Origin of the sequence: Klenkia soli, assembly GCF_900103975.1 — a bacterium.
Classification (GTDB): Bacteria; Actinomycetota; Actinomycetes; order Mycobacteriales; family Geodermatophilaceae; genus Klenkia; species Klenkia soli.
This window is the reverse complement of record NZ_FNIR01000002.1, coordinates 231,992-256,804: the sequence shown is the minus strand read 5'-3', so window position 1 is coordinate 256,804 and position 24,813 is coordinate 231,992. Positions and strand designations below refer to the sequence as shown.

The following is a 24,813-nucleotide window of genomic DNA, read 5'->3' as shown; positions in this document are numbered from 1 at the left end:
CGCTCACTCAGCCGCGGCGCGCCGCCAGCACCCCGTGCACCGTCAGCACGTCCAGCCGGACCTCCTCGGTGCACCGTCGCAGCCACGTCGGCTCGTCACCGGTCAGGAACCGGGTCACGACGCTGACCGCGAGGTCCTCGGCCGGCACACCCACCCCCAGCAGCCGCTGCAGCCGCCCCAGGACGTGGCCGAGCGGATCCAACGCGGTGGCGGTCATCGAGCACCTTTCGACAGCACACCACTCGGTGTGGCGTGATCGAAGGGTGCCCTGTCCGGACCGATCCGGCCTGTTATGACACTCAATTCACCACGACGAGCAGGTCACCGCCCTCGACCTGCTGGACCCGGCCGATCGCGACGCGGGAGACGGTGCCGGCCCGGGGGGCGGTGATGCCGGCCTCCATCTTCATCGCCTCGATGGTGGCCAGCGGGTCTCCGGCCGCGACCTGGTCGCCCTCGGCCACCTGCAGCGTGACCACGCCGGCGAACGGCGCCGGCACCTGGCCCGGGTCGGCGCGGTCGGCCTTCTCGGCGGCCTTGACCTGCGAGTCGACCGAGCGGTCGCGCACGCTGACCGGCCGCAGCTGGCCGTTGAGCGTGCACATCACGGTGCGCATGCCGCGCTCGTCAGGCTCGCCGACCGCCTCGACGCCGATCAGCAGCCGCACCCCGGGCTCGAGGTCGACGGCGTGCTCGGTGCCCCGCCGCAGGCCGTAGAGGAACTCCTTGCTGGGCAGGATCGAGGTGTCGCCGTAGGTCTCGCGGTGCGCCTCGAACTCCTTGGTGGGCCCGGGGAACAGCAACCGGTTCAGCGTGGGCTGGGGGGCGTCGCGCAGGCCCGCGAGGTCGGTGTCGGTCAGCTCGGCGGCCGGCTCGGCCGCCCGGCGGCCCTCGAGCGCCCTGCTGCGGAACGGCTCGGGCCACCCGCCGGGCGGGTCGCCGAGCTCACCGCGCAGGAACCCGACGACGGAGTCGGGGACGTCGAACCGACCCGGCTCGGCCGCGAACTCGGTGACGTCGACCCCGGCGCCCACCAGCTGCAGCGCGAGGTCGCCGACCACCTTGGACGACGGCGTGACCTTCACCAGGTGGCCGAGCAGCCGGTCGGCCGCGGCGTAGGCGTTCTCGACCTCCTCGAACCGCTGGCCCAGGCCCAGCGCGATCGCCTGCTGCCGCAGGTTCGAGAGCTGCCCGCCGGGGATCTCGTGCGTGTACACCCGCCCGGTGGGGCTGGGCAGGCCCGACTCGAACGGCGCGTACACCCGCCGCACGGCCTCCCAGTACGGCTCGAGGTCGTTCACCGCAGCCAGGTCGAGGCCGGTCTCGTACGGCGTGTGGTCGGTGGCCGCGACGATCGCGCTCAGCGGCGGCTGCGACGTGGTGCCCGCCATGCTCGCCACGGCGCCGTCGACGGCGTCGACCCCGGCCTGCCAGGCCGCCATCAGCGTGGCCAGCTGACCGCCCGCGGTGTCGTGGGTGTGCAGGTGCACGGGCAGGTCGAAGTTCTCGCGCAGCGCGGTGACCAGGGTGGCCGCGGCCGGCGGGCGGAGCAGCCCGGCCATGTCCTTGATCGCCAGCACGTGCGCGCCGGCCCCGACGATCTGCTCGGCCAACCGCAGGTAGTAGTCCAGCGTGTAGAGCTGCTCGGCGGGGTCGGAGAGGTCGCCGGTGTAGCAGAGCGCCACCTCGGCCAGCGCCGTGCCGGTCTCGCGCACGGCCTCGATCGCCGGCCGCATCTGCGAGACGTCGTTGAGGGCGTCGAACACCCGGAACACGTCGATGCCGGTGCGGGCGGCCTCGTGCACGAACGCGGTGGTCACCTGGGTCGGGTAGGGCGTGTAGCCCACGGTGTTGCGGCCGCGCAGCAGCATCTGCAACGCGATGTTGGGCACCGCCTCGCGCAGGGCGGCCAACCGCTCCCACGGGTCCTCGTGCAGGAAGCGCAGCGCGACGTCGTAGGTCGCCCCGCCCCAGGCCTCGAGGCTGAGCAGCTGCGGCACCGTGCGCGCCACGTGCGGGGCGACGGCCAGGAGGTCCCTGGTGCGCACCCGGGTGGCCAGCAGCGACTGGTGGGCGTCGCGGAAGGTGGTGTCGGTGACCGCCAGGGCGGTCTGCGCGCGCAGGTCGGCGGCGAAGCCCACCGGACCCAGGTCGCGCAGCCGCTGCCGCGAACCGGCCGGCGGGGTGCCCACCAGCTCGACGGCGGGAAGCTTGTCGGTGGGGTCGACCAGGTGCGGCCGCTCGCCGTGCGGGGCGTTGACCGTGACGTCGGCCAGGTAGGCCAGCAGCCGGGTGCCGCGGTCGGCGGACTGCCGCGCGGTGAGCAGCTCGGGCCGCTCCTCGATGAAGCTGGTGGTGACCCGGCCGGCCCGGAAGTCGGGGTCGTCGAGCACGGCCTGCAGGAACGGGATGTTGGTGGAGACGCCGCGGATGCGGAACTCGGCCACCGCCCGGCGGGCCCGGGCCACCGCGACGCCGAAGTCGCGCCCGCGGCAGGTGAGCTTGACCAGCATGGAGTCGAAGTGGGCGCCCACCTCGGCGCCCATCGACGAGCCGCCGTCCAGCCGCACGCCGGCACCGCCCGGCGAGCGGTAGGCGGTGATGCGGCCGGTGTCGGGGCGGAAGCCGTTCGCCGGGTCCTCGGTGGTGATGCGGCACTGCAGCGCGGCCCCGCGCAGCTGGACGGTGTCCTGCGACAGCCCCAGGTCGGTGAGGGACTCCCCCGACGCGATGCGCAGCTGGGCCTGCACGAGGTCGACGTCGGTGACCTCCTCGGTGACCGTGTGCTCGACCTGGATGCGCGGGTTCATCTCGATGAACACGTGCTTGCCCGCCTCGTCGAGCAGGAACTCGACCGTGCCGGCGCAGGTGTAGTCGATCGCCCGGGCGAAGGCGACGGCGTCGGCGCAGATGCGCTCGCGCAGGGCCGGGTCGAGGTTGGGCGCCGGGGCCAGCTCGATGACCTTCTGGTGCCGGCGCTGCACCGAGCAGTCGCGCTCGAAGAGGTGGATCACGTTGCCCTGGGTGTCGGCCAGGATCTGCACCTCGATGTGCCGCGGGTTCACCACGGCCTGCTCGATGAACACCGTGGGGTCGCCGAACGCCGACTCGGCCTCGCGCATGGCCGCCTCGACGGACCCGCGCAGGGCGCCCTCGTCGTCCACCTTGCGCATGCCGCGGCCGCCACCGCCGGCGACCGCCTTCACGAACAGCGGGTAGGCCATGCCACGCGCCTGCTCGAGCAGGGTGTCGACGTCGTCGGTCGGGTCGGTGGAGCCCAGCACCGGCAGCCCGGCGCCCTTCGCGGCGGCGATCGCACGGGCCTTGTTCCCGGTCAGCTCGAGCACCGCGGCGCTGGGACCGACGAAGGTGATGCCGGCGTCGGCGCAGGCCGCGGCCAGGTCGGGGTTCTCGGACAGGAAGCCGTAGCCCGGGTAGACGGCGTCGGCCCCGGCGCGGCGGGCCGCGGTGACGATGGCCGAGACGTCGAGGTAGGCGCGCACCGGGTGGCCGGGCTCGCCGATCTCGTAGGACTCGTCGGCCTTGAGCCGGTGCACCGAGTTGCGGTCCTCGTGCGGGAAGACGGCGACGGTGCCGGCCCCCAGCTCGTAGGAGGCGCGGAACGCCCGGACGGCGATCTCCCCGCGGTTGGCGACCAGGACCTTCTGGAACACGGGCACTCCCGGGGACGGCGACGGGTGTGCGCACCGTAGCGGGAGGGCACGACAGGACGGTGACCTCTCCCCGCACGGCCCTCGTGACCGGTGCCTCCAGCGGCATCGGCCGCGCCACCGCCCTCCTGCTCGCGGCCGACGGGGCCTCGCTGGTGCTGCTCGCCCGGGGGCGGTCGGCCCTGGAGGAGACCGCCGCGGAGTGCCGGGCAGCCGGTGCCGCCGACGTCGTCGTCGAGCCCTGCGACGTCAACGACCGCGCCGGCGTGGCCGCCGTCGTGCAGCGGGCCGGCGCGCTGGACCTCGTCGTGCACGCCGCCACCGTCATGGCCTACGGCGACGTCGAGGACCTCCCCGCCGAGGTGTTCGACCAGGTCGTGGACACCGCGATCAAGGGGACGGCGAACCTGGCCCGCCCGGTGCTGGCCACCTTCCGCCGGCAGGGCCGCGGCGACCTCGTCGTCGTCAGCTCGCTGCTGGCCTCGATCACCGCGCCCACGATGGGCGCCTACGCGACCGCCAAGTGGGGCCAGCTGGGGCTGGTCCGCACCCTGCAGCAGGAGACCCGGGACGTGCCGGGCGTCCACGTCTCGGCCGTCTCGCCGGGCGGGGTGAACACGCCGATCTACTACCAGGCCGCGACCGTGCTGGGGAACACCGGGCACCCGCCGCCGCCGGTCTACTCCCCGCGCCGGGTGGGCCGGGCGGTCCTGGCCGCGGTCGACCGGCCGCGGCGGCTGCGGCAGTCCGGCATCGCGAACCCGCTGATCATCCTGGGGTACCGGGTGGCGCCGCCGGTGTTCGACGCCCTCGTCGGCCCGCTGCTGAAGGTCTTCGGGATGTCGAAGGACTCGGTGCCGCCCACCGACGGCAACGTCTTCGAGTCGAAGCCGCAGGAGAACGCCGCGACGGGCCCCTGGCGCGACATCTGAGGACCGCTACGGTGCCGGCGTGGAGCTGCTGGGCACCCTCACGGCCGTCGGCTGCGCGCTGGTGGGCGGGGTGTTCTTCGCGTTCAGCGGGCTCGTGATGCCGGCGCTCGGCCGCCTGCCTGCCCCGGACGGCGCCGCGGCGATGCGGGCGGTGAACGTGACCGCCGTCCGGCCGCCGTTGATGGTTCTGCTGTTCGGGACGGCGGCCGCCTGCGTCGCCGTCCTGGTGGTCGGGCCGGGCGTGGTGCCGCGGGTCGGCGCGGGGCTCTACCTGGCCGGCACCGTCGGGGTGACCATCGCGGCCAACGTGCCGCTGAACGACCGCCTGGAGCGCGACCCGATCACCTGGCCGGCCTACCTGCGGGCGTGGACGCGGTGGAACACCCTCCGCACCGCAGCCGCAGGGGCCGCCGCCGTCCTCCTGCTGCTCGGCTGAGCGCCATCCCGCACAGTGGGGTGGTGAATCCTCTTTCCGCAGCGCGGTCCGCGTTCCGTGGCCGCGTCTCCGGCGACCCGACCGGGGCGCCCGACTGGGTGCGCGAGATCGGCACCGTCGGCAGCGGCGACGGCTGGTTCGACCCCGACGGCGTGGTCTGGCGGGTGCACGGCGACCTCTCCACCCTCGTCGGCGGGGTCGCCGCGCTGCTCGGCCAGGGCGCGCACCCCCTCGCGCTGGCCGGGGTGCAGCGGCACTCGGCCTACCGCGAGGACCCCTGGAAGCGGCTGGCCGGCACCGCCCGCTGGCTGGTCGTGAGCACGTTCGGCTCGGCGGAGCTGGCCGAGCGGGAGTCCGCCCGGGTGCGCGGCATGCACCGCCGGGTGAAGGGCACGCTGGACGACGGCCGCAGCTACTCCGCGGGCGACCCCGACCTGCTGCGCTGGGTGCACCTGGCCTTCACCGACGCCTTCCTGGCCGCCCAGACCGCCGTCGGCCGGGACATGAGCCGGTTCGGCCCGCGCTGGGGCGACGACTACGTGCGCGAGTGGGCCCGCACCGCGGAGCGGCTGGGCGCCACCGACCTGCCCGCCACCCGGGCCGAGCTCGCCGAGGCGATCCGCGGCTACCGGCCGGTGCTGGAGCCGGTGCCCGACGACCTGCTGGCGTTCCTGCAGGCCCCGCCCGGGCTGTCCCCGCCCGAGCGGCTGGTCTACGCCGGGTTCTCCGGCGGCGCGGCGCGGCTGGTGTCCCCCACGATCGCGCCGCTGGCCCGGGTGCCCGGGCGCGGATCGCGCAACCCGCTCGACCGCGCCCAGCTGCTGGTCACCGAGGCCCAGCTGCGCGCGCTGAGCCTGGCCCTGGGCTCGCACAGCCCGAGCGAGGAAGCCGCCCGGTGGCGTCTGGGCACGGGCCCGGCTCCCGCCTGGGCGGCCTCCCTGGCGAGTTGATCATCGGCAGGTGGTCGGCGCCGGCGGCGTGCCGGGCAGCCACCCGCCGATGATCGACAGCGGGCCGGGAGGATGTACCCCCGTGGACTTCAGCCAGTTGGTCGAGGACGCCGTCGCCCGGCTGGACGGCGTCGCCCTGCGCACCCCCGTGCAGCGCAACCCGCGGCTGTCGGACCTCAGCGGCGCCGACGTCTGGACCAAGCGCGAGGACCTCCAGGTCGGCCGCTCATACAAGGTGCGCGGCGCGTACAACACGATCGCCCAGCTCGACCGGGGCAGCGAGGTGATCACCGCCAGCGCCGGCAACCACGCCCAGGGCTTCGCGCACGCCTGCGCGACGCTCGGCGTCCGCGGCACGGTCGTCGTCCCGGGCACGACGCCCAAGCAGAAGCGGCAGCGGATCGCCGCGCTCGGCGGGGACGCGATCACGCTGCGGGTCGAGGGCGACACCTACGACGACGCAGCCCGCATCGCCGCCGAGCTGGCCACCGCGTCGGGCGCCGTCGTCGTCCCGGCGTTCGACGCGCTGTCCACCGTCGCCGGGCAGGCGACGGTCGCCGTCGAGTTCCTCGCCCAGCTCGACCGGGTGCCCGACGTCGTCGTCCTGCCGGTGGGCGGCGGCGGCTTGCTGGCCGGGTGCGCGACCTGGCTGCGCGAGCACGCGCCCGGCACGAGGATCGTGGGTGTGGAGCCGAGCGGGGCCGCGGGCATGGCCGCCGCGCTGGTCGCCGGCGAGCCGGTGACGCTGGCCGAGATCGACACCTTCGTCGACGGCGCCGCGGTGCGCCGGGCCGGCGAGGTCACCTTCCCGCTGATCCGGGACGCCGGGGTCGAGCTGGTCGCCGTGCCCGAGGGCGCCGTCTGCACCGAGATGCTCGACCTGTACCAGGTGGACGGCGTCATCGCCGAGCCCGCCGGCGCCCTGGCCAGCGCGGCGCTGGCGTCGGGGGCCGTCGTCGTCGACCCCGGGACGACGGTGCTCGCGCTGCTCTCGGGCGGCAACAACGACGTCAGCCGCTACGCCGAGGTGGTCGAGCGCTCGCTGGTGCACCGCGGGCTCAAGCACTACTTCCTGGTCGAGTTCCCGCAGGAGCCCGGAGCGCTGCGCCGGTTCCTGCACGAGGTGCTCGGCCCGGACGACGACATCGTGCTGTTCGAGTACCAGAAGCGGGACAACCGCGAGACCGGCGCCGCCCTGGTCGGCATCGAGCTCGGCGCCGCCGCCGGGCTGACCCCGCTGCTGGCCCGGATCGCCGCCGGCCCGCTGCGCATCCAGCACCTGGCCCCGGGGACGACGGCCTACCGCTTCCTGGTCTGAAACCGGCTCGACCGCGCGCCGGATGCGGGCGAGGATCCCCGCCGTGGCAGCTCCTCCGGACGGCTTCGTGCACCAGGTGCGGGCCAGCGGCGACGTCGAGATCCAGCACCACGGGCGGGCGGCCACCACCCTGCGCGGGGACGCCGCGGCCCGGTTCCTCGCCCAGCTCGAGGCCGGCGCCGACCCCCAGCAGCTCATGGCCCGGGTGACCGGCAACTACGCCCGGGGCAACGAACGCACCGCCCGGCAGCACCCGCGCAACCGCCGCTGAGCCGTCCTCCTGCGCGGAGGTCCGTCCTCCCCCACCAGATCTCGTGCAGGAGGACGGATTCCCGCGCACCCCCCTGATCGACGCTGGGCGCCGGGCCTCAGACGAGGTCCAGGGCGGCGGCGACCACCGCGTCGGTGTCGATGCCGTGGTGGCGGTACACGCTGGCCAGGTCGCCGGACTGGCCGAACCGGGTCACGCCCAGGTGCACCGCGGGCACCCGGTGGATGCCGGCCAGGAAGGCCAGGGTGTGCGGGTGGCCGTCGAGCACGGTCACCATCGGCACGGCCCGGTCGGCGGGGAAGGCCTGGTCGAGGACGGCGGTGGCGGCGTCGTCCTGGCCCCGGCGGGCCTGCAGCGCGCGGAACAGCAGGCCCGGGCTCGTGACGACCACGACGTCGGCGGGGTGGCCGAGCCCGGTGAGCCGGTCGGCCGCGGCCAGGCCCTCGGTGATCATCGCGCCCATCGTCACCACCGTGACGGCGGGCTCGGCGACCCGGCGCAGCACGTACGCCCCGGCCACCACCTGCCGACGGCGCCGCTCACGGGCGGCCGGGTCGTCGGGGACCGCGGCCAGGGTCTGGTCGACCGGCCGGGTGGACAGCCGCAGGTAGGCGCTCGTGCCGTCGGGTCGCCCCAGCCGGCCCAGCGAGGCGAGCAGGCACCACTCGGTGTCGAGGGCGAACCCGGGCTCGTAGGTGACCACGCCGGGTTGCTCCAACCCGATGGACGGCGTGGTGATCGACTGGTGCGCCCCGCCCTCGCCGGCCAGCGTCACCCCGGACGGCGTCCCGACCAGGATCGACTGACCACCGGCGTAGACCCCGAAGCTCCACGGCTCGAGCGCCCGGGAGACGAACGGGTCGTACATGACGCCGATCGGCAACAGGGGCTGCGACCACCGGTTCCACGTGGAACCCAGCTCGCCCATCAGCCCGACCAGGTTGACCTCGGCGATGCCCAGCTCGACGTGCTGGCCGCTGGGCCGCTCGCGCCAGTGCAGGATCGTCTCGGGGTCGTCGGAGAACCAGTCGCGGCGGTCCTCGGCCGACCAGACGCCGACCTTGTTCACCCAGCCGCCCAGGTTGGTGGAGCTGGACACGTCCGGGCTGACCGTCACCACGCGGGCGCCGGCCTCGGGGGCGGCCCGGTTGAGGTCGAGCAGGGTGCGGCCCAGGGCGGCCTGCGTGGTCGCCGTCCCGTTCGGGGTGCGCCCCAGGTCGGTGGGGACGGCGGGGGCCGGCGCCCCCTCGTGCTCGGTGCGGGCCAGCCGCCCGGCCGCGGCGGACAGCAACCGGCCGGGCTCGGACGTCGGGGCGAAGCGGGCCCACGGGTCGGCCGGGTCCACCCCGACGCGGGCGGCCAGCTCGTGCAGCTGGGCCTCGCTGAGCAGCGCCGAGTGGTTCTGCGGGTGCCCCTCGGTGGCCAGCCCGTAGCCCTTCAGCGTGTAGGCCAGCACCACGGTGGGCCGGGTGTCGTCGATCTGCCCGAACGCCGTGCGCAGCGCGGCGAGGTCGTGCCCGCCCAGGTTGCGCACCGCGGCGACCAGGTCGTCGTCGGCCACCCCGGCGATCAGGCCCGCGATCGCGGCGGCCCCGGCGCCGTCCCCGGGCAGCTGCGCGCGCAGCTCGTCGGCCGAGCGGCGCAGCATGCGCTGGTACTCCGGGTTGGTCATCTCGTCGATGCGGTCGCGCAGCTCGGGGCCGCCGTCGCGGGTGAACAGCTCCTCCAGCAGCGCGCCGTACTTGACGGTGAGCACCTGCCAGCCGGCGGCGGCGAACATGCCCTGCAACCGGGTCGCGCCGAACGTGGGGACGACGCGGTCCAACGACTGCCGGTTCAGGTCCACCACCCACACGACCTCGCCCAGCTCGGCGACCATGGGGTCGACCACGGCCTCCCACACCGCGCCCTCGTCGAGCTCGGCGTCCCCCACCAGGGACCACTGCCGGCCGGCGCCCCCGGTGCCGAACTGGGTGTTGACGTACCGGCGGGCGATCGCGCCCCAGATCGGCGCGGTGGCCCCGATGCCGACCGAGCCGGTGGAGTAGTCGGCGGGCACGGGGTCCTTGAGCCGCGAGGGGTAGGACTGCAGGCCGCCGAACTCCCGCAGCGTGGTGAGCTTGTCGGCGGGCAGCTGGCCCAGCAGGTACTCCAGGGCGTGCAGCACCGGCGAGGCGTGCGGCTTGACCGACACCCGGTCCTCGGGGCCGAGGGTCTCCAGCCACAGCGCGGTCATGATCGTGGTGATCGACGCGGACGACGCCTGGTGCCCGCCGACCTTCAGCCCGGTGGGGTTGGGCCGCACCCGGTTGGCGTGGTCGACGATCGCGCTGGCCAACCACAGCACCCGCTCCTCGATCTCGCGGAGGGCGGCGTCGGCACGGGTCGGGGCCACAGCGGTCATGCCCACCAGGGTGGCCGACCGGTGGCGGGGCGGCCAGCCGTTGACCGCAGCGACCGATCCGCACGGCGCTGCGCTCAGCGGATACCCGTTCGCACGCAACGGTTGGCAACCCGGTCGTGCCCCACCTAGGTTGCGGGTCGAGCTGTGGCCCGCGCCACATGCGAGACGACGAGGTCCGGGGCGGAGGGTGTCCGTGAGCGAGCCGCTGTCGCGGTTCCCCGTGGTGGGCACCCACAGCCTCGAGGAGGCCCAGGACGCCGTCACCCGCGTCTACCTCCAGCACGACCTCAGCGCCCCCGCCGACCAGGTGGACATGCGGCTCAACGCCGTCACGGACCGGAACTTCACCCTCGGCTACCTGACCTACGGGGCGCAGACCGAGCTGGTCATGCCGCCGACCGAGGACTGCTACCACGTCAACCTCACCACCGCGGGCAGCACCGACGCCGACCGCTCCGACGGCGCCCGCACCCGCACGCTGGCCCGGGTGTCGGGCGCGGTGCTGAACCCGCGGCAGCGCAACACCGTCCGCTGGACCCCCGACGCCGAGCAGCTGATCCTCAAGATCCCGCGGGCCAGCCTCGAGTCCCACCTCGGCGACCTGGTCGGGCGGTCGGTGGCCGAGGTGCTGGACTTCGACTTCGGCCTGGACCTCACCGCCCCGGCCGGGCAGTCGCTGCTGAACTCGGTGGAGTTCCTGGCCCGTGAGCTCGACCGGCCCGGCGGGCTGGCCGAGATGCCCTTGGCCCGCGAGCAGCTCGAGGCATTCGTGATGACCCAGCTGCTGCACGCCGGGCGGCACCAGTTCTCCGACGCCCTCGCCGCACCGGCCAAGGCCCTGGAGCACGGCCGGCTGGCGCCGGTGGTCGCCTACCTCGAGGAGCACGCCGACCAGGCGCTCACCCCGCAGCAGCTGGCCCGGGTGGGGTGCATGAGCGTGCGCACCCTGCACGCGGCCTTCCAGCAGCAGTACGGCGAGTCGCCGATGAGCTACCTGCGCCGGGTGCGGCTGGACCGCGTGCGCGCCGAGCTGGTGCACGCCGACCCGAGCACGGTGCGGGTCACCGACGTCGCCATGCGCTGGGGCTTCTTCCACCAGAGCCGCTTCGCCCAGCAGTACCGGGACCGCTTCGGCGAGCTCCCGTCCGCCACCCTGCGCCACTGACCCGGGAGACACCCACCGTGGACTACGACGAACTGTCGGCCGCCTTCCTCGCCGAGCCCTCCGCCGGCCGCCCGGCACCGCGCATCCCGGCCGGCGCCGCGCGGTCGCTGCGCGACGCCGCCGAGCCGCTGGCCACCATCGGCTTCTGGGGCATGCCCGCCTACGCGGCCATGGAGGCGCTGGGCCTGGAGTTCCTGACCGGCTACGTGTGGGGCCGCACCGCGCCGATGGGCGAGCCGACCGCGCCGGTCGTCGTCGCCGCGTTCGGGGTGTTCGAGCCCGGCCTGGTAGCCCAGCTGTACGACCAGGCCCGCGGGATCGCCTCGCGCGCCGACGTGCTGGCCGCCCGCGAGCGGGGCGCGGTGGAGTCGCTGCACGAGATCCTGGGCGACGTCCCCACCGGTGAGGTCGAGACCGCGGTCGCGCAGCTGCGCCGGGCCACCGACGTGGCCGTCGCCGACGTCGCCGGCCGCCCGCTCGTGGCCGGGCTGGCGTCGCTGGAGTGGCCGAGCGACCCGTGGGGGCAGCTGTGGCACGCGCTGAACATCCTGCGGGAGTACCGGGGTGACACCCACCAGGCGGCCAACGTCGCCGCCGGGCTGACCGGCGTCCAGATGAACCTGGTGACCGAGTACTGGATCGGCTGGGAGCGGCGGGCCTACGCCGGCACCCGCGGCTGGGCACCCGAGATCATGGACGCCGCCGACGCCGACCTGCGCGAGCGCGGCTGGCTGGCCGACGGCGAGCTCACCGCGACCGGCCGGGCCGAGCGCGACCGCATCGAGCAGGTCACCGACGAGGCGATGGCCCGGGTGCTGGCACCGATCGGCGACGACGTCGAGGCGCTCACCCGTCAGCTGGACGACTGGTCGGGCCGCATCGTGGCCGCGGGTGCCGCCCCGAGCGACCCCTACAAGCGCGTCTCGGGGTAGCGGCCTCGAGCCACCCGGCATGGGAGCCCATGCACCTACCCACGGGGCTCGTGAGTGGGTGCATGGGCTCCCATGCCGGGGTCGGCGGGGGGGTAGGGGGGCGGGTTACGAGGTGCCCGCCAGGAGCTTGCCGACGTAGTCCTCGAAGGTGATGGTGCCGCCCTCCGCCGTCGTCCGGGCGCGGTCGGCGTCGGTGAGCACGTCCTGCACCACGTCGATCCGCTTCCACGCCGGCACGGGCTGCGACCCGTCGGCGTCGGGCACGTACCGGGAGTCCTCGACCCGCTGGTGCTTGTGGATGTACCGGCCGCAGTTGTGGAACACCGTCTCGACCTTCGCCACCGTCACCAGCGAGGCCCCGGGCCAGCGGGCCAGCAGCACCGGGTCGTCGGTGACCCGCTCGACGTCGGCCTGCAGCCGGATCCGGTTGGGCGTCTCCAGGTCGATGAACAGCAGCCCGATCTTCCCGGTGTCCTCGGCGTTGCCCACCGACAGGAACATGCCGTTGCCGTCGAAGTGCGGGAAGGCGATCGTCGTCGGGTCGACCACGGCGACCACCCCCGGCGCGCCGCCCTTGTAGGAGACGGTCGGTCGGCCCTCGGCGTCGACGGTGGCCAGGAAGAAGAAGTCCCGGGAGCTGATGAAGGCGCCGTAGAAGTCGTCGATCTCGTCCTTGACGATCGCGTCGACCACCCGGTCGGCCAGCGGCTGGGCGTCGAAGCGGTCCTGGGCCCGCCGGTGCGCCGGGGTGTAGAACGCGTCCTTCTCCGGGGTGCTCACGCCTCGACCTCCTCCAGCTGGGCCAGCGGCGCGCGGTCGACCACGACCGGCGAGGGCTGCCGGTTGAGCAGCAGCCGGACGACGTCCGGGCGGGAGTAGTGGCCCACCGGGTCGGCGGCGGACTTGGCGATCGCGATGAGCGAGAAGTCCAGGTCGGCGTAGAGGATGCCCTCCTCGTGCTCCTCCAGCGGCTCCGCCAGCACGCTGCCCTCGGGGCCGTAGATCTGGGTGAACCCGCCGCCCTGCAGCAGCAGCTGCTTCTTCACGTCGGTGTCGCAGAACAGGTCGTGCCCGGCCTGGCCCACCACCGCGCACGGCGCCAGCACGAAGGCCTGGCCCTCGACGGCGTAGGTGAGGCTCGCGGCGTTGTTCACCGCGGCACCGAGGGCGTGGGCGGCGCCCCGGTAGACCGAGAAGCTGGGCCACGAGCCCACGTGGATCTGCTCGCCGAGGGAGTACATGGCGTACTTGGTCAGCGGCTGGAAGTGCTCCCAGCAGTTCAGCGCGCCGATCTTGCCCAGCGCGGTGTCGTGCACCTGGATGTCGCTGCCGTCGCCCTCGCCGAACACCGCGCGCTCGACCGAGGTGGGCTTGAGCTTGCGGCGCACCGAGATGACCTCACCGGTGTCGTCGATGAAGGCCTGCGACATGTAGAGGCTGCCGCCGGCCCGCTCGCTGAACCCGAACACCACGTGCACGCCGTGCTTCTTCGCCGCGGCGGCGATGCGGGCCATCTCGGCGCCGTCGCGGGTCATCGAGTTCTCCGCGTACCGGGCGACGAACTGCATGCCCCAGGCCGGGGAGTCCAGCCAGATCCACCACGGGTAGCCCGGGATGAACGTCTCGGGGAACGCCACGAGCTGCGCGCCGTTGCGCGCGGCCTCGGCGACGTGCTCGATCAGGGCGGTGACGCCGGCGTCGAGGTCCAGCCACCTCGGCTCGGCCTGGACGGCGGCGGCGCGGACGACACGTGCGGTCATGTGCGGTGCTCCCTCGGGACGGCGGTGCGGTGCGCCCCACCCTGCGCCGCGCCGGCTGACCCTGGGTGCCAGCTCACCGACGCTGCGTGCCACCTCCACGGCCCCGGTGCTCGGCGGGGGTGCACCCCACGACCTGCCGGAACGCCCGGTGGAACTGGGCCTCGCCGGCGAACCCGCACGCCGTGCCGATCGCGGCGACCGGGCGACGCGGCTGGGTCAGCAGCAGCCCGGCCGCCCGCTCCACCCGGATCCGCCGCAGCGCCGACGCCCACGACTCGTGCCCCTCGAACAGCCGGAACAGCGCGCGCCGCGAGAGGTGGCAGGCCGCGGCCACGGTGTCGGCGTCCAGGTGCGGGTCGGCGGCGTGCCGGCGCAGGTGGGCGAGCACCCGCTCCCGCTCCAGCCCGGCGTCCTCGGGCCCGGCCCCCTGGCCGGCCGCCAGCCGCAGGGCCGAGGCCAGCAGCCCCGGCGCGTGCGCGCTGAGCTGGGCGGCCCCGACCGGGTCACGGTCGTGCACCAGGGCGAGCGAGGAGAAGAACCCGGCCAGCACCGACCCCGGACCGCCGGCCTCGAGGGCGACGGCGGTGAGGTGCACGCCGTCGTCGGGGATGCCCGCCGCGGCCAGCAGCGGACGCCGGGGCAGCTGGACCACCAGCTGCTCGAACGCGTCGTCGAAGTGGAGCACGTAGGGCCGGGTGCTGTCGTAGAAGGTCATCGCGCCCGGGGTGAGGACGGCGGTGCGCCCGTCCTGCTCGACCCGGCCCCGGCCACCGAGCTGGATGCTGGCCAGCAGGTAGTCCTCGCAGCTGCCGGCGATGAGCTGCCGGGTGCGCGCCACGTGCTGGCCCTGCGCCCGCACCTCGGTGAGCTGCACCGCCGGGTGGGTGACGACGCGCAGCTCGCCGCGGAAGGGCCGGTCGGTGGTCGGGGTCGCGGTGAGCGGCACGAAGGTGTCGCTGATCAGCGCCCGCCACTGCTCGAAGGCCTCGGGCCCGGCCGCACCGCAGGTCAGCACCTGCTGGTCCGGGGCGGGTGGGCGCACATCGCCGATGATGACAGCGCACCCCGCCCCGGACCAGGCCTCAGGGCTCCAGCAGCACCTTGATGGCGCCGTCCCGCTTGGTCGACGCGACCTCGAAGGCCTCCGGGGCGTCGTCCAGGGAGAACCGGTGCGTGACCAGCGGCGAGAGGTCCACCCGGCCGGCCCGGATCAGCTCCAGCGAGCGCTCGTACTGCCCGCGCCCGCCGTTGCCGCCGATGCCGAAGACCGTGGCGGTCTTGAGCATCATCGGGACGACGGGGATGCCCGGCAGGTCGTTGGCGTAGCCGATGAACGACGCCTTGCCCTCCTTGCGCACCAGGTCGATCACCGAGGACGACGCCGCGGGTGCGCCCGAGGTCTCGACGACGATGTCCGGCCCGACGCCGCGGTGCATCTCGCGGATGGTCTCGACCAGGCCGTCGGTGCGGCTGTCCAGGCAGTCGGTCGCCCCGAACGCCCGCGACACCTCGAAGACCTCCTCGCGGACGTCGGTGACGGTCAGCCGGCCGGCACCGCTCAGCGCGGCGAACCGGGCCACGGCCAGCCCGATCGGCCCCTGGCCGAGCACCAGCACCGAGTCGCCCAGCTTGATCTGCAGCCGGTCGATGCAGTTCAGCGCGACGGCGAAGGGCTCCAGCAGCGCCGCGCCCCAGATCGGCACGCCGTCGGGGATCGGCACCAGGTTCACCCGCGGGACGGCGACCAGCTCGGCGAAGCAGCCGTCGCTCCACAGCCCGATGAGCTTCTTGTTCGGGCAGTCCAGCGAGGGCCCGTCGACGCACGCGGCGCAGGTGCCGCAGGGCAGCGAGGGCTTGACCGCGAACTGTCGGCCGACCAGCGACTCGTCGACACCCGAGCCGACCGAGACGACGGTGCCGGCGAAGTCGTGGCCGGGCACCCGCGGGAACGGCGAGTCGATGCGGCCCTCGTACTGGTGCGCGTCGGTGCCGCAGAGCGAGGCGACGTCGACGTGCACGACCACGTGCAGCGGGTCGGCGGTGGGGTCCGGGCGCTCCTGGACCTCGACCTGCCCGACCCCGGTGAGGACGACGGCCTTCACGCGGCGTCCTCGCCGGTGTACCCCTCCGGCACCTCATAGCGCTCGGGCAGCTTGCCCCGCGACTTGAGGACGGCGTGCAGCTGGTCGCGGTGGTGCACGACGTGGCCCACGATGATCGGCAACCACTCGGCGACGGTCATGCGGCCCAGGGTGGTGATCTCCACCGACCGCTCGAGGATCTCGGGCGTGTGGTTGGGCATCGTCGAGACCATCGTGCGGCGCAGCGAGGCGATCTTGTCCGCGGCCTCGGCGGCGGTGGGCGGGATCGCGCCGATGGTGTCGTGGCCGATCTCCTCCCGGTAGAAGAAGTCCAGGTCGGGGTCGGCCTGCAGGCGCGCGATGTCGGCCACCCACAGCAGCCCGGCCAGGGTCATGTGGCTGACCACCGTGGCGCCGGTCCAGCCGCCGCCCGGGTCGGCCACGTGCAGGTCGCCGTCGGGGATCGAGCGGAGCAGCTCCTCCACCGCGGTCAGGGTGCGGTCGGCGATCCGCGACTGCGTCTCGACGATGTCGGACATGGTTCTCCCGTCGTCTTCGCCGGGCTGCGGTGCCCGGCGTCGAGACGAAAGGTAGGGCGCAATGCATGTGGGGTCCAGAGGGTCCGGGGACTCCTGCGCTGGGCGGATGGAGGTCCGCCGGGGACGGATGGTCGGTCGTGCACGACCGGCTTACCGTCGGCCGCAGACCCCGCACGTCGACGTGAGGAGCCCACATGTCCACCGGAGCGCTCGAGGGCCTGCGGGTGCTGGAGATCGGCACGCTGATCGCCGGCCCCTTCGCCGGCCGGCTGCTGGGTGACCAGGGCGCCGACGTCGTCAAGATCGAGGCACCCGACCGACCCGACCCGCTGCGCACCTGGGGCCAGGCGCACGAGGCCGGCCGCGGGTTCTTCTGGACCGTGCACGCCCGCAACAAGCGCTGCGTGACCCTGGACCTGCGGCAACCGCGCGGCCAGGAGATGTTCCTGCAGCTGGTCGCGGGCGCCGACGTCGTCGTGGAGAGCTTCCGCCCGGGCACCCTCGAGCGCTGGGGCCTGGGTTACGACGTGCTGTCCGACGTGAACCCCGGGCTGGTGCTGGCCCGGGTGTCCGGCTACGGGCAGACCGGTCCGCTGGCCGCGCAGCCCGGCTACGCCAGCGTGGCCGAGGCCCGCGCCGGGCTGCGCTTCGTCACCGGCTTCCCCGGCCAGGCCCCGGTGCGCATGGCGCTGTCGATCGGCGACTCGCTGGCCGGCATGTTCGCCTGCCAGGGCATCCTCACCGCGCTGGTCGCCCGCGCCCGCACGGGGCAGGGCCAGGTGGTGGACGCCGCGCTCACCGACTCCTGCCTGGCGGTGACCGAGTCGATGGTCCCCGACTACTCCCGCGCCGGGCTGGTCCGGCAGCCCAGCGGCACCCGGCTGGACGCCATCGCGCCGTCCAACAGCTACGAGACCGCAGACGGCACCTTCGTGATCATCGCGGCCAACCAGGACACCCTGTTCCGCCGGCTGTGCGGGGCGATGGACCGGCCCGAGCTGGCCGACGACGAGCGCTACGCCACGCACACCGCCCGGGCGAAGCACCAGGACGAGCTCGACGCGCTGATCGGTGCCTGGGCCAAGGCGCTCCCGCCCGAGGACGTCGTCGCCCGCTGCAGCGCGGCCGGCGTCGTCGTCGGTCCGGTGGCCACCGTCGCCGAGGTCGTCACCGACGAGCAGTTCCTGGCCCGCGACATGCTGGTGCCCCACCACGACCTGGGCGTCGGCGCCGACGTCCTGGGCCCCGGGGTCACCCCGCAGCTGTCGGCCACGCCCGGGTCGGTCCGCTGGGCCGGCCCGCCGCGGCCGGGCACGCACAACGCCGAGGTCTACGGCGAGCTGCTCGGGCTCACCGCCGACGACCTGACCGAGCTCGCCGAGCAGGGGGTGGTCTGAGTGGAGCTGCCCGACCGGGTCGACGTCCGCGAGGTCGGCATGCGCGACGGGCTCCAGCTGGAGGAGCCGGTACCGCTGGCGGCCAAGCTGGAGATGCTCGAGGCGCTGGTCGCCACCGGCGTGGGTCGGATCGAGGTGACCTCGTTCGTCTCGCCGAAGGCCGTGCCCGCGCTGGCCGACGCCGACCAGCTCGCCGCGCAGCTGCACCGCTTCGACGGCGTGCACTTCTCGGCGCTGGTCGCCAACCTGCGCGGCGCGCAGCGGGCGGTCGACGCCGGCATCCCGCACCTGGAGTACGTGGTCAGCGCCGCCGACTCGCACTCCCGGGCCAACGCCGGCCGACCCACCGCCGAGGCCGCCGAGGCCATCGGCGCCATCGCCGAGGTCTCGCACGCCGCCGGCGGCACGCTCGAGGTCATCATCGCGACCGCGTGGGACTGCCCGTTCGACGGACGGACCGATCCGTCCCGGGTGCTGGACGTCGTCCGGTCCGCCGTCGCGCAGGGCGCCGACCAGCTCTGCCTGGGCGACACGATCGGCACGGTCACCCCGCGCCGCACGGTCGACCTGCTCGACGCCGTGGCCGCGGCGGCCCCCGGGCTGCCGCTCGGCGCGCACTTCCACGACACCCGCGGCACCGGCCAGGCCAACGCGCTGGCCGCCGTCCAGGCCGGGGTCACCCAGCTCGACGCCTCCGTCGGCGGGCTGGGCGGCTGCCCGTTCGCCCCGGGCGCCAGCGGCAACATCGCCACCGAGGAGCTCGTCTACTGGCTCACCGACTCGGGGGTCGAGACCGGCATCGACCTGGACGCCGTGCTCGTCGCGGCCGCCGCCACCGAGCGGGCCGTCGAGCACCCGCTGCCCAGTTCGCTGTTCCGCGCCGGCGGCGTCAGCCGGCCCCGGGGGGAGTTCTCGTGAGGGTGCTGGGGATCGTGGGCAGCCCGTCGGTCGGCGGACGGACGGACGCCGGGGTCGCGGGCGTGCTGGCCGGCTGCACCGGCGCCGACACGCAGAAGCTGAGCCTGGCCGACACCGACGTCGCGACCGTGCTGGACGCGATGGAGGCCGCCGACGCGGTCGTGTTCGGCAGCCCCACCTACCGGGCGTCGTTCTCCAGCCTGCTGCGCAGCCTGTTCGAGGTCGCCGAGCGGGGCAGGTACACCACCGAGACGAAGGCCCACCTGGCCGGCACGACCGCCGCGATCGTGATGACCAACAACGCCCCGGAGCACTTCCTGGCCCAGGACTCGCTGCGCAGCCTGCTCGCCGGGTTCTACGGCTGCCAGGTGCTCAGCCCCGGCCTGGTGCTCACCCACCCGCACTTCGACGGCACCGACCTCACCGCCGACGCCGCCGAGCTGGCGGCGTCGCACGGCCGCGCCCTGGTCGACCTCACCACCGCGGTGCAGGGGTCGGCGGCGATCCGGGCGCTCACCCCGCAGGTCTGAGCGGCCGGGCCGCCAGGGCCACCAGGTCGCGGGCCGGGCCGGCCGGCAGCTGCGGGCCACCCACCCAGACCGCGCGCAACCGGCGCCGCAGGTCCACCCCGGCGACGGCGACCGCCACCAGCCGGTGCTCCCGCAGGTCACCGGCGACCGCCAGCGCCGACAGCACGGCCGGCCCGAGCCCGGCCCGCACCGACTCCCGGACGGCGGTCGCGGTGCTCAGCTCCAGCACCGGCGCGGCCGCCGGCATCCCCAGGGCCTGCTCGAAGGCGGTGCGGGTGCCCGAGCCCGGCTCCCGGGTCACCAGCGGCGTGCGGGCCAGCAGCGCGGCGTCGACCGGACGGCGACGGGTGGCCCAGGGGTGGTCGGGGGCCACGACGAGCACCAGCTGGTCGTGGCCGACCACGGCCTGCTGCAGGTCGCCCAGCGGATCGGGGCCCTCGACCAGCCCGAGGTCGACCCCTCCGGACCGGACGAGGTCGGCCACCGCGGCGCTGTTGGTGGCGGTCAGGGTCACCTGCGCGGCGTCGCCCCGGCGGCGCAGTGCTGCCAGCCACCCGGGCACGAGGTGCTCGGCGACCGTCATGCTCGACGCCAGCCGCAGCCGGGCCGCGCCGTCGTGCCGCAGGGCGGCGAGCCCGGCGTCCAGCTCGGCGGCGGCCTCGACCACCCGGGTCGCCCAGGCCGCGAACGCCGTCCCGGCCTCGGTCAGCCGGGTGCCGCGGGCCCGCCGGTCGAGCACGGCGACCCCGGCCTGCCGCTCCAGGGTGCGCAGCCGGGCCGAGGCGGCCTGCTGGCTGATGCCGTGCCGCCGGCCGGCCGCACCGATGCTGCCGGTGGCCACGACGTCGAGCAGCAGCTCGAGCGCCCCCAGCTCGGGCACGTGCGGGCTCAGGGGCACGGGTTGATGGTCCCACAAGGTCGGCTTGTGCACCCACAGCGTCGCGGCAGCTACCGGGCGCCCCACGCGGGCTGCACCGTGGAGCCATGACCGCCACCCTCGCCGCACCCGCACACCCGCAGGTCGCCTCGATCGGGCCGAACTGGTTCGCCTCGGTGATGGGCACCTCGATCGTGGCGACCGCCGCGGTGACCCTGCCGGTGCAGGTACCCGGGCTGCGGCTGCTGGCACAGGTGGTGTGGGTGCTGGCGGGGGTGCTGCTGCTGGCGGTGTCCACGGCCACCGTCCTGCACTGGCGGCACCACCCCGGAGCCGCCCGCGGGCACGCCTCGAACCCGGTCATGGCGCACTTCTACGGCGCGCCGCCGATGGCGCTGCTGGCCTTCGGCGTGGCCACCCACCTGGTGGGTGCCGACCTGATCGGGTCGTCGGCGGCGCTGGGGGTGTTCGCCGTCCTCTGGGTGGCCGGCACCGGCTACGGGCTGGTCACCGCGGTCGGCGTCCCGTACCTGGTGTTCACCCGGCACGACGTGCCCGAGGACGCCGCGTTCGGCGGCTGGCTCATGCCCGTCGTCCCGCCCATGGTGTCGGCGGCGACCGGGGCGCTGCTGGTGCCCGAACTGCCGGCCGGCCAGCTGCGCACCACCCTGTTCACGCTGTGCTGGTCGATGTTCGGGCTCTCGCTGCTGGCCAGCCTGGTCGTGATCACGCTGGTGTGGGGCCGGCTGGCGCGGCACAAGGTGGGGGCGGCCGCGATGGTGCCCACCCTGTGGATCGTGCTCGGTCCGCTCGGCCAGTCGATCACCGCCGCGAACAACCTGGGCACGCAGGCGCACCTCGCCGTCCCGTCGCCCTACGCCGCGGCGTTCCAGGCCCTGGGCCTGGTGTACGGGCTGCCGGTCTGGGGGTTCGCGCTGCTGTGGGCGGGCATCGCGACCGCGGTGACCGTGCGCACCGCCCGGGCGCACCTGCCCTTCACGCTGACCTGGTGGTCGTTCACCTTCCCGGTGGGCACCGTGGTCACGGGCACCTCGGGGTTGGCCGCGCACACCGGCGAGACGTTCCTGCAGGTCGCCGCGGTTGCGCTGTTCGCCGTCCTGCTGGGCGCCTGGGCCGTGGTCGCCGTCCGCACCGCCCGCGGCGTGCTCGACGGGTCGCTGCTGTAGCCGGTCATCCGTGCGCTCTCAGCGGATGGTGGGCCCGGCGTGACGTCCCTACCGTTCGACGTGACCGCCACCACCTGCACCTGAGGAGCTGTCGATGACGACCGCCACCGAGCTCGAGACCTTCGGACTGTTCATCGGCGGGGAGTCCGTCCCCGCCCGCTCCGGGAAGACCTTCGAGTCGCAGAACCCCTACACCGGGCAGGCCTGGGCGGTGCTCGCCGACGGCGCACCGGAGGACGTCGACGCCGCCGTGGCCTCGGCCCGCGCCGCCTTCGACGGCGAGTGGGGGCAGATGACCGGCTTCCAGCGCGCGGCGATCATGCGGAAGTGCGGGGACGCGATCCTGGCCAACGCCGAGCGGCTGGCCCAGCTCGAGGTCAACGACTCGGGCAAGCTCATGCGCGAGATGCGCGGCCAGCTCACCGGGCTGAACCAGTGGTACTACTACTTCTCCGGCCTGGCCGACAAGCTCGAGGGCCGCACCGTCCCGCCGGTGAACCCCAACTACTTCGGCTACACGGTGCGCGAGCCGGTCGGCGTCGTCGGGGCCATCACGCCGTGGAACTCCCCGCTGCTGCTGCTGACCTTCAAGCTGGCGCCGCTGCTGGCCGCCGGCAACACCTGCGTGGTCAAGCCGTCGGAGCACTCCCCGGCCTCCACCGTGGCGTTCGCCCAGGTGCTGCACGAGGCCGGGCTGCCCGCCGGCGTGCTCAACGTCGTCACCGGCTGGGACCGCTCGACCGGTGAGGCGCTGGCCTCGCACAGCGGCGTGGACAAGGTGGCCTTCACCGGCTCCACCGCCACCGGTGCCGCCGTCGCCCGGGCCGCGGTGAGCAACCTGAACAAGGTCACCCTGGAGCTGGGCGGCAAGAGCCCGCAGATCGTCTTCGCCGACGCCGACCTCGACGCCGCCGCCAACGGCCTGGTCGCGGGCGTGTTCGCCGCCACCGGCCAGACCTGCATGGCCGGCTCGCGGCTGATCGTGCACGCCGAGGTGCACGACGCCCTGGTCGAGAAGATCGCCGCCCGGGCGAACGAGATCGTGCTCGGTGACCCCAACGACGCCGACACCGAGATGGGCCCGGTGGCCAACCGGCCGCAGTACGAGAAGGTGCTGGGCTACCTGCAGGGCGCCGCGGCCGAGGGCGCCACCTTCGCCTGCGGCGGCGAGCCGGCCGCCGAGCTGGGCGGGCTGTTCGTCAAGCCCACCGTGGTCACGAACGTGGGCCCGGAGAACACCATCGTGCGCGAGGAGGTGTTCGGGCCGGTGCTGGCCGCCTACACGTTCACCGACGAGGACGAGGCGCTGAAGCTGGCCAACGACACCCCGTACGGCCTGGCCGGCGCGGTGTGGACCAAGGACGTGCACCGCGCGCACCGGGTCGCGGCCAAGCTGCGCGCCGGCACGGTCTGGGTGAACGCCTACCGCGTGGTGGCCCCGAACATGCCCTTCGGCGGGTTCGGCAACTCCGGCATCGGCCGCGAGAACGGCGTCGAGGCGGTCAACGAGTACACCGAGAACAAGTCGGTGTTCATCGAGCTGACCGGCGGCACCCGCGACCCGTTCCAGCTGGGCTGACCCGTGCTGGCGGAGTCCTTCCGCGAGGTGATGGCCGGGGTCGCCACCCCGGTCTCGGTCATCACCGCGGTGTCGGCCGACGGCGTCCCGCACGGGACGACGGTGTCGGCGTTCGCGTCGCTGTCGATGGACCCGCCGATGGTGCTGGTCTCCCTCGACCGCGGCTCCGACCTGCTGGCGCTGGTCCGGGAGACCGGCCGGTTCGGGGTCAACGTGCTCGGCTCGACCCAGTCGGCGCTGGCGCTGTCGTTCGCGCGCAAGGGCCCCGACAAGTTCGCCGCCGTCGACTGGACCGACGACCAGGGCCTGCCCCGGCTGCCGGGGGCGCCCGGATGGCTGGCCTGCGACGTCGACCAGCTGGTCGAGGGCGGCGACCACGTGGTGGCCCTCGGCTTGGTCCGGGGCGCAGCGACCGTCGACGGGGCGCCGCTGACCTACCACTCCCGGGTGTTCGGCACCCACGCCGCACTGGAGGCCATCTCGTGAAGCGCACCCCGACCGAGGCCGTGCAGACCGCGGTCGCGGCGCTCGCCGCCGGCGGCATGGTCGTCGTGGTCGACGACGAGGACCGGGAGAACGAGGGCGACCTGATCATCGCGGCGGAGCGGTGCACGACGGAGCAGATGGCCTTCGTCGTCCGGCACACCACCGGCATCGTCTGCGCCCCGATGCGCGCCGCGCGGGCCGCGGAGCTGCAGCTGCCGCTGATGGTCACCGAGAACACCGACAACCACGGGACGGCGTTCACGGTGACCGTGGACCACCTCGACACCTCCACCGGGGTGTCGGCGGCCGACCGTGCGCTCACCGTCCGGTCCCTGACCTCGGCTCCGGCGGCGGAGTTCCGCCGTCCCGGGCACGTGTTCCCCCTCATCGCCCGCGAGGGCGGTGTGCTGGTGCGCGCCGGGCACACCGAGGCCGCCGTCGACCTCACCACCATGGCCGGGCTCTCCGGCGTGGGCGTGATCGGGGAGATCGTCGACGAGGACGGCTCCATGCGCGCCGGGGCCTCGCTGACGGCCTTCGCGGCCGAGCACGGGCTGCCGGTCCTGGCGATCGCGGACCTGGTGCGGCACCGCCGGGCCACCGAGCAGCTGGTCGAGCTGGTCGGGTCGGCGCAGATGCCCACCGAGTTCGGCGACTTCCGGGCACTGGCCTACCGCAACACCCTCGACGGCACCGAGCACCTCGCGCTGGTCATGGGCGACCTGGCCGCCGCCTCGCGCACCGGTGCCGGCGCCCTGGTTCGGGTGCACTCCGATTGCCTGACCGGGGACATCCTCGGGTCGCTGCGCTGCGACTGCGGCGGCCAGCTCGAGGCGGCGCTGGCCACCATCGCCGCCGAGGGCACCAGGGCGGTGGTCTACCTGCGCGGGCACGAGGGCCGCGGCATCGGGCTGGGCCACAAGATCCGCGCCTACGGCCTGCAGGAGCAGGGCCTGGACACCGTGGACGCCAACACCGCCCAGGGCCTGCCCGTCGACTCCCGCTCCTACGGCGTCGGCGCCCAGATCCTCGGCGACCTCGGCGCCACCCGGATCCGGCTGATCACCAACAACCCGGCCAAGTACAGCGGCCTGGAGGGCTACGGCCTCACCATCACCGGCCGGGTGCACCTGCCGACGGTGGAGACCCCGCACAACATCCGCTACCTGCGCACGAAGCGGGAACGGATGGGCCATGCGTTCAGCGCGGGGTCGGAGCTGTCCGCCGTCCTGGACCTCCCGGTCGCCGGCACCTGACCCGGCCCTCCCCGCACCACCCAGGCATGGGAGCCCATGCACCTACCTCGCGGGGCCGGAGGTAGGTGCACGGGCTCCCATGCCTGCGTCGTCCTGGGCGTCCGCGCTGGTCAGGGGCTCGCCG

The 24,813-nt window shown here is 74.5% G+C and carries 23 protein-coding genes; 14 read left to right on the top strand and 9 right to left on the bottom strand.

Translation table 11 applies throughout. From position 1 onward, the window contains the following. Positions 1 to 7: 7 nt before the first annotated feature. On the bottom strand, positions 8 to 217 hold the full coding sequence (locus BLS67_RS04120; RefSeq protein WP_091240179.1) for a hypothetical protein: 210 nt from the start codon (positions 215 to 217) through the stop codon (positions 8 to 10). An 82-nt stretch (positions 218 to 299) separates the two neighbouring features. Continuing rightward, entirely contained in the window at positions 300 to 3,674 is a 3,375-nt protein-coding gene (locus tag BLS67_RS04115; RefSeq protein WP_091240174.1) for a pyruvate carboxylase, read from the bottom strand. Between the two features lie 59 nt (positions 3,675 to 3,733). On the opposite strand from BLS67_RS04115, the gene BLS67_RS04110 reads away from it, so the two are divergent. The 5 genes from BLS67_RS04110 to BLS67_RS04090 all read left to right on the top strand — a co-directional run bounded on the left by BLS67_RS04110 (position 3,734) and on the right by BLS67_RS04090 (position 7,578). Further along, positions 3,734 to 4,603, top strand: a complete 870-nt coding sequence (locus tag BLS67_RS04110; RefSeq protein WP_091240172.1) for an SDR family NAD(P)-dependent oxidoreductase — start codon at positions 3,734 to 3,736, stop codon at positions 4,601 to 4,603. 19 nt (positions 4,604 to 4,622) lie between these two features. Next, positions 4,623 to 5,039, top strand: a complete 417-nt coding sequence (locus BLS67_RS04105) for an anthrone oxygenase family protein (RefSeq protein ID WP_207500251.1) — start codon at positions 4,623 to 4,625, stop codon at positions 5,037 to 5,039. Between the two features lie 23 nt (positions 5,040 to 5,062). Continuing rightward, positions 5,063 to 5,989 carry an oxygenase MpaB family protein gene (locus BLS67_RS04100; protein ID WP_207500249.1) on the top strand — a complete coding sequence of 309 codons (927 nt, stop codon included), beginning with the start codon at positions 5,063 to 5,065 and terminating at the stop codon, positions 5,987 to 5,989. An 82-nt stretch (positions 5,990 to 6,071) separates the two neighbouring features. Next, entirely contained in the window at positions 6,072 to 7,307 is a 1,236-nt protein-coding gene (gene ilvA / locus BLS67_RS04095) for a threonine ammonia-lyase IlvA (RefSeq protein WP_242653815.1), read from the top strand. Positions 7,308 to 7,350: 43 nt separating this feature from the next. Beyond that, on the top strand, positions 7,351 to 7,578 hold the full coding sequence (locus BLS67_RS04090; RefSeq protein ID WP_242653814.1) for a hypothetical protein: 228 nt from the start codon (positions 7,351 to 7,353) through the stop codon (positions 7,576 to 7,578). A gap of 97 nt (positions 7,579 to 7,675) precedes the next feature. Here the strand turns inward: BLS67_RS04090 and BLS67_RS04085 are convergent, their stop codons facing one another. Next, positions 7,676 to 9,982 (bottom strand): transketolase-like TK C-terminal-containing protein, encoded by a 2,307-nt coding sequence (locus BLS67_RS04085; protein ID WP_091240165.1) that lies wholly within the window; start codon positions 9,980 to 9,982, stop codon positions 7,676 to 7,678. A 193-nt stretch (positions 9,983 to 10,175) separates the two neighbouring features. Here BLS67_RS04085 and BLS67_RS04080 point away from each other — a divergent pair, with 193 nt between their 5' ends. Together BLS67_RS04080 and BLS67_RS04075 are read left to right on the top strand one after the other, a co-directional pair. Further along, positions 10,176 to 11,147, top strand: coding sequence for an AraC family transcriptional regulator (locus BLS67_RS04080; protein WP_207500247.1), 972 nt, complete (start codon positions 10,176 to 10,178; stop codon positions 11,145 to 11,147). Positions 11,148 to 11,164: 17 nt separating this feature from the next. Next, positions 11,165 to 12,079: an SCO6745 family protein gene (locus tag BLS67_RS04075; RefSeq protein WP_091240158.1), complete on the top strand. Its 915-nt coding sequence runs from the start codon at positions 11,165 to 11,167 to the stop codon at positions 12,077 to 12,079. Positions 12,080 to 12,184: 105 nt separating this feature from the next. Here the strand turns inward: BLS67_RS04075 and BLS67_RS04070 are convergent, their stop codons facing one another. From BLS67_RS04070 to BLS67_RS04050, 5 genes are all read right to left on the bottom strand, one after another. Then, positions 12,185 to 12,859 carry a pyridoxamine 5'-phosphate oxidase family protein gene (locus BLS67_RS04070; RefSeq protein WP_091240154.1) on the bottom strand — a complete coding sequence of 225 codons (675 nt, stop codon included), beginning with the start codon at positions 12,857 to 12,859 and terminating at the stop codon, positions 12,185 to 12,187. Then, positions 12,856 to 13,839 carry a carbon-nitrogen hydrolase family protein gene (locus BLS67_RS04065; protein ID WP_091240151.1) on the bottom strand — a complete coding sequence of 328 codons (984 nt, stop codon included), beginning with the start codon at positions 13,837 to 13,839 and terminating at the stop codon, positions 12,856 to 12,858. Before BLS67_RS04065 ends, BLS67_RS04070 begins: the two co-directional genes overlap by 4 nt. A gap of 73 nt (positions 13,840 to 13,912) precedes the next feature. Next, positions 13,913 to 14,881: an AraC-like ligand-binding domain-containing protein gene (locus BLS67_RS04060; protein WP_091240147.1), complete on the bottom strand. Its 969-nt coding sequence runs from the start codon at positions 14,879 to 14,881 to the stop codon at positions 13,913 to 13,915. Between the two features lie 40 nt (positions 14,882 to 14,921). After that, positions 14,922 to 15,941 (bottom strand): zinc-dependent alcohol dehydrogenase, encoded by a 1,020-nt coding sequence (locus BLS67_RS04055; RefSeq protein ID WP_091240144.1) that lies wholly within the window; start codon positions 15,939 to 15,941, stop codon positions 14,922 to 14,924. Next, positions 15,938 to 16,459: a DinB family protein gene (locus tag BLS67_RS04050; RefSeq protein ID WP_091240141.1), complete on the bottom strand. Its 522-nt coding sequence runs from the start codon at positions 16,457 to 16,459 to the stop codon at positions 15,938 to 15,940. The genes BLS67_RS04055 and BLS67_RS04050 overlap by 4 nt, the downstream gene beginning before the upstream one ends. A 194-nt stretch (positions 16,460 to 16,653) precedes the next feature. Here BLS67_RS04050 and BLS67_RS04045 point away from each other — a divergent pair, with 194 nt between their 5' ends. The 3 genes from BLS67_RS04045 to BLS67_RS04035 are packed head-to-tail and all read left to right on the top strand — an operon-like array spanning position 16,654 to position 19,304. Then, a complete protein-coding gene (locus tag BLS67_RS04045; protein WP_091240138.1) occupies positions 16,654 to 17,856 on the top strand; it encodes a CaiB/BaiF CoA transferase family protein in 1,203 nt (400 codons plus the stop codon). Continuing rightward, positions 17,857 to 18,774, top strand: a complete 918-nt coding sequence (locus tag BLS67_RS04040) for a hydroxymethylglutaryl-CoA lyase (protein ID WP_091240134.1) — start codon at positions 17,857 to 17,859, stop codon at positions 18,772 to 18,774. Continuing rightward, positions 18,771 to 19,304 carry an NADPH-dependent FMN reductase gene (locus tag BLS67_RS04035; protein ID WP_091240131.1) on the top strand — a complete coding sequence of 178 codons (534 nt, stop codon included), beginning with the start codon at positions 18,771 to 18,773 and terminating at the stop codon, positions 19,302 to 19,304. The genes BLS67_RS04040 and BLS67_RS04035 overlap by 4 nt, the downstream gene beginning before the upstream one ends. On the opposite strand, the gene BLS67_RS04030 is transcribed toward BLS67_RS04035, so the two are convergent. Continuing rightward, the gene (locus tag BLS67_RS04030; protein WP_091240128.1) at positions 19,288 to 20,202 is read right to left on the bottom strand and encodes a LysR family transcriptional regulator; all 915 of its coding nucleotides are present in this window, start codon (positions 20,200 to 20,202) and stop codon (positions 19,288 to 19,290) included. The genes BLS67_RS04035 and BLS67_RS04030 overlap by 17 nt on opposite strands. Before the next feature lie 86 nt (positions 20,203 to 20,288). On the opposite strand from BLS67_RS04030, the gene BLS67_RS04025 reads away from it, so the two are divergent. The 4 genes from BLS67_RS04025 (at position 20,289) to BLS67_RS04010 (ending at position 24,689) form a co-directional block, all read left to right on the top strand. After that, the gene (locus BLS67_RS04025; RefSeq protein ID WP_091240125.1) at positions 20,289 to 21,368 is read left to right on the top strand and encodes a TDT family transporter; all 1,080 of its coding nucleotides are present in this window, start codon (positions 20,289 to 20,291) and stop codon (positions 21,366 to 21,368) included. Positions 21,369 to 21,462: 94 nt separating this feature from the next. Next, positions 21,463 to 22,947: an aldehyde dehydrogenase gene (locus BLS67_RS04020; protein WP_091240122.1), complete on the top strand. Its 1,485-nt coding sequence runs from the start codon at positions 21,463 to 21,465 to the stop codon at positions 22,945 to 22,947. 3 nt (positions 22,948 to 22,950) lie between these two features. Next, positions 22,951 to 23,433 carry a flavin reductase family protein gene (locus tag BLS67_RS24030; RefSeq protein ID WP_091240118.1) on the top strand — a complete coding sequence of 161 codons (483 nt, stop codon included), beginning with the start codon at positions 22,951 to 22,953 and terminating at the stop codon, positions 23,431 to 23,433. Further along, entirely contained in the window at positions 23,430 to 24,689 is a 1,260-nt protein-coding gene (locus tag BLS67_RS04010; RefSeq protein ID WP_242653813.1) for a bifunctional 3,4-dihydroxy-2-butanone-4-phosphate synthase/GTP cyclohydrolase II, read from the top strand. The genes BLS67_RS24030 and BLS67_RS04010 overlap by 4 nt, the downstream gene beginning before the upstream one ends. Positions 24,690 to 24,813: the final 124 nt, after the last annotated feature.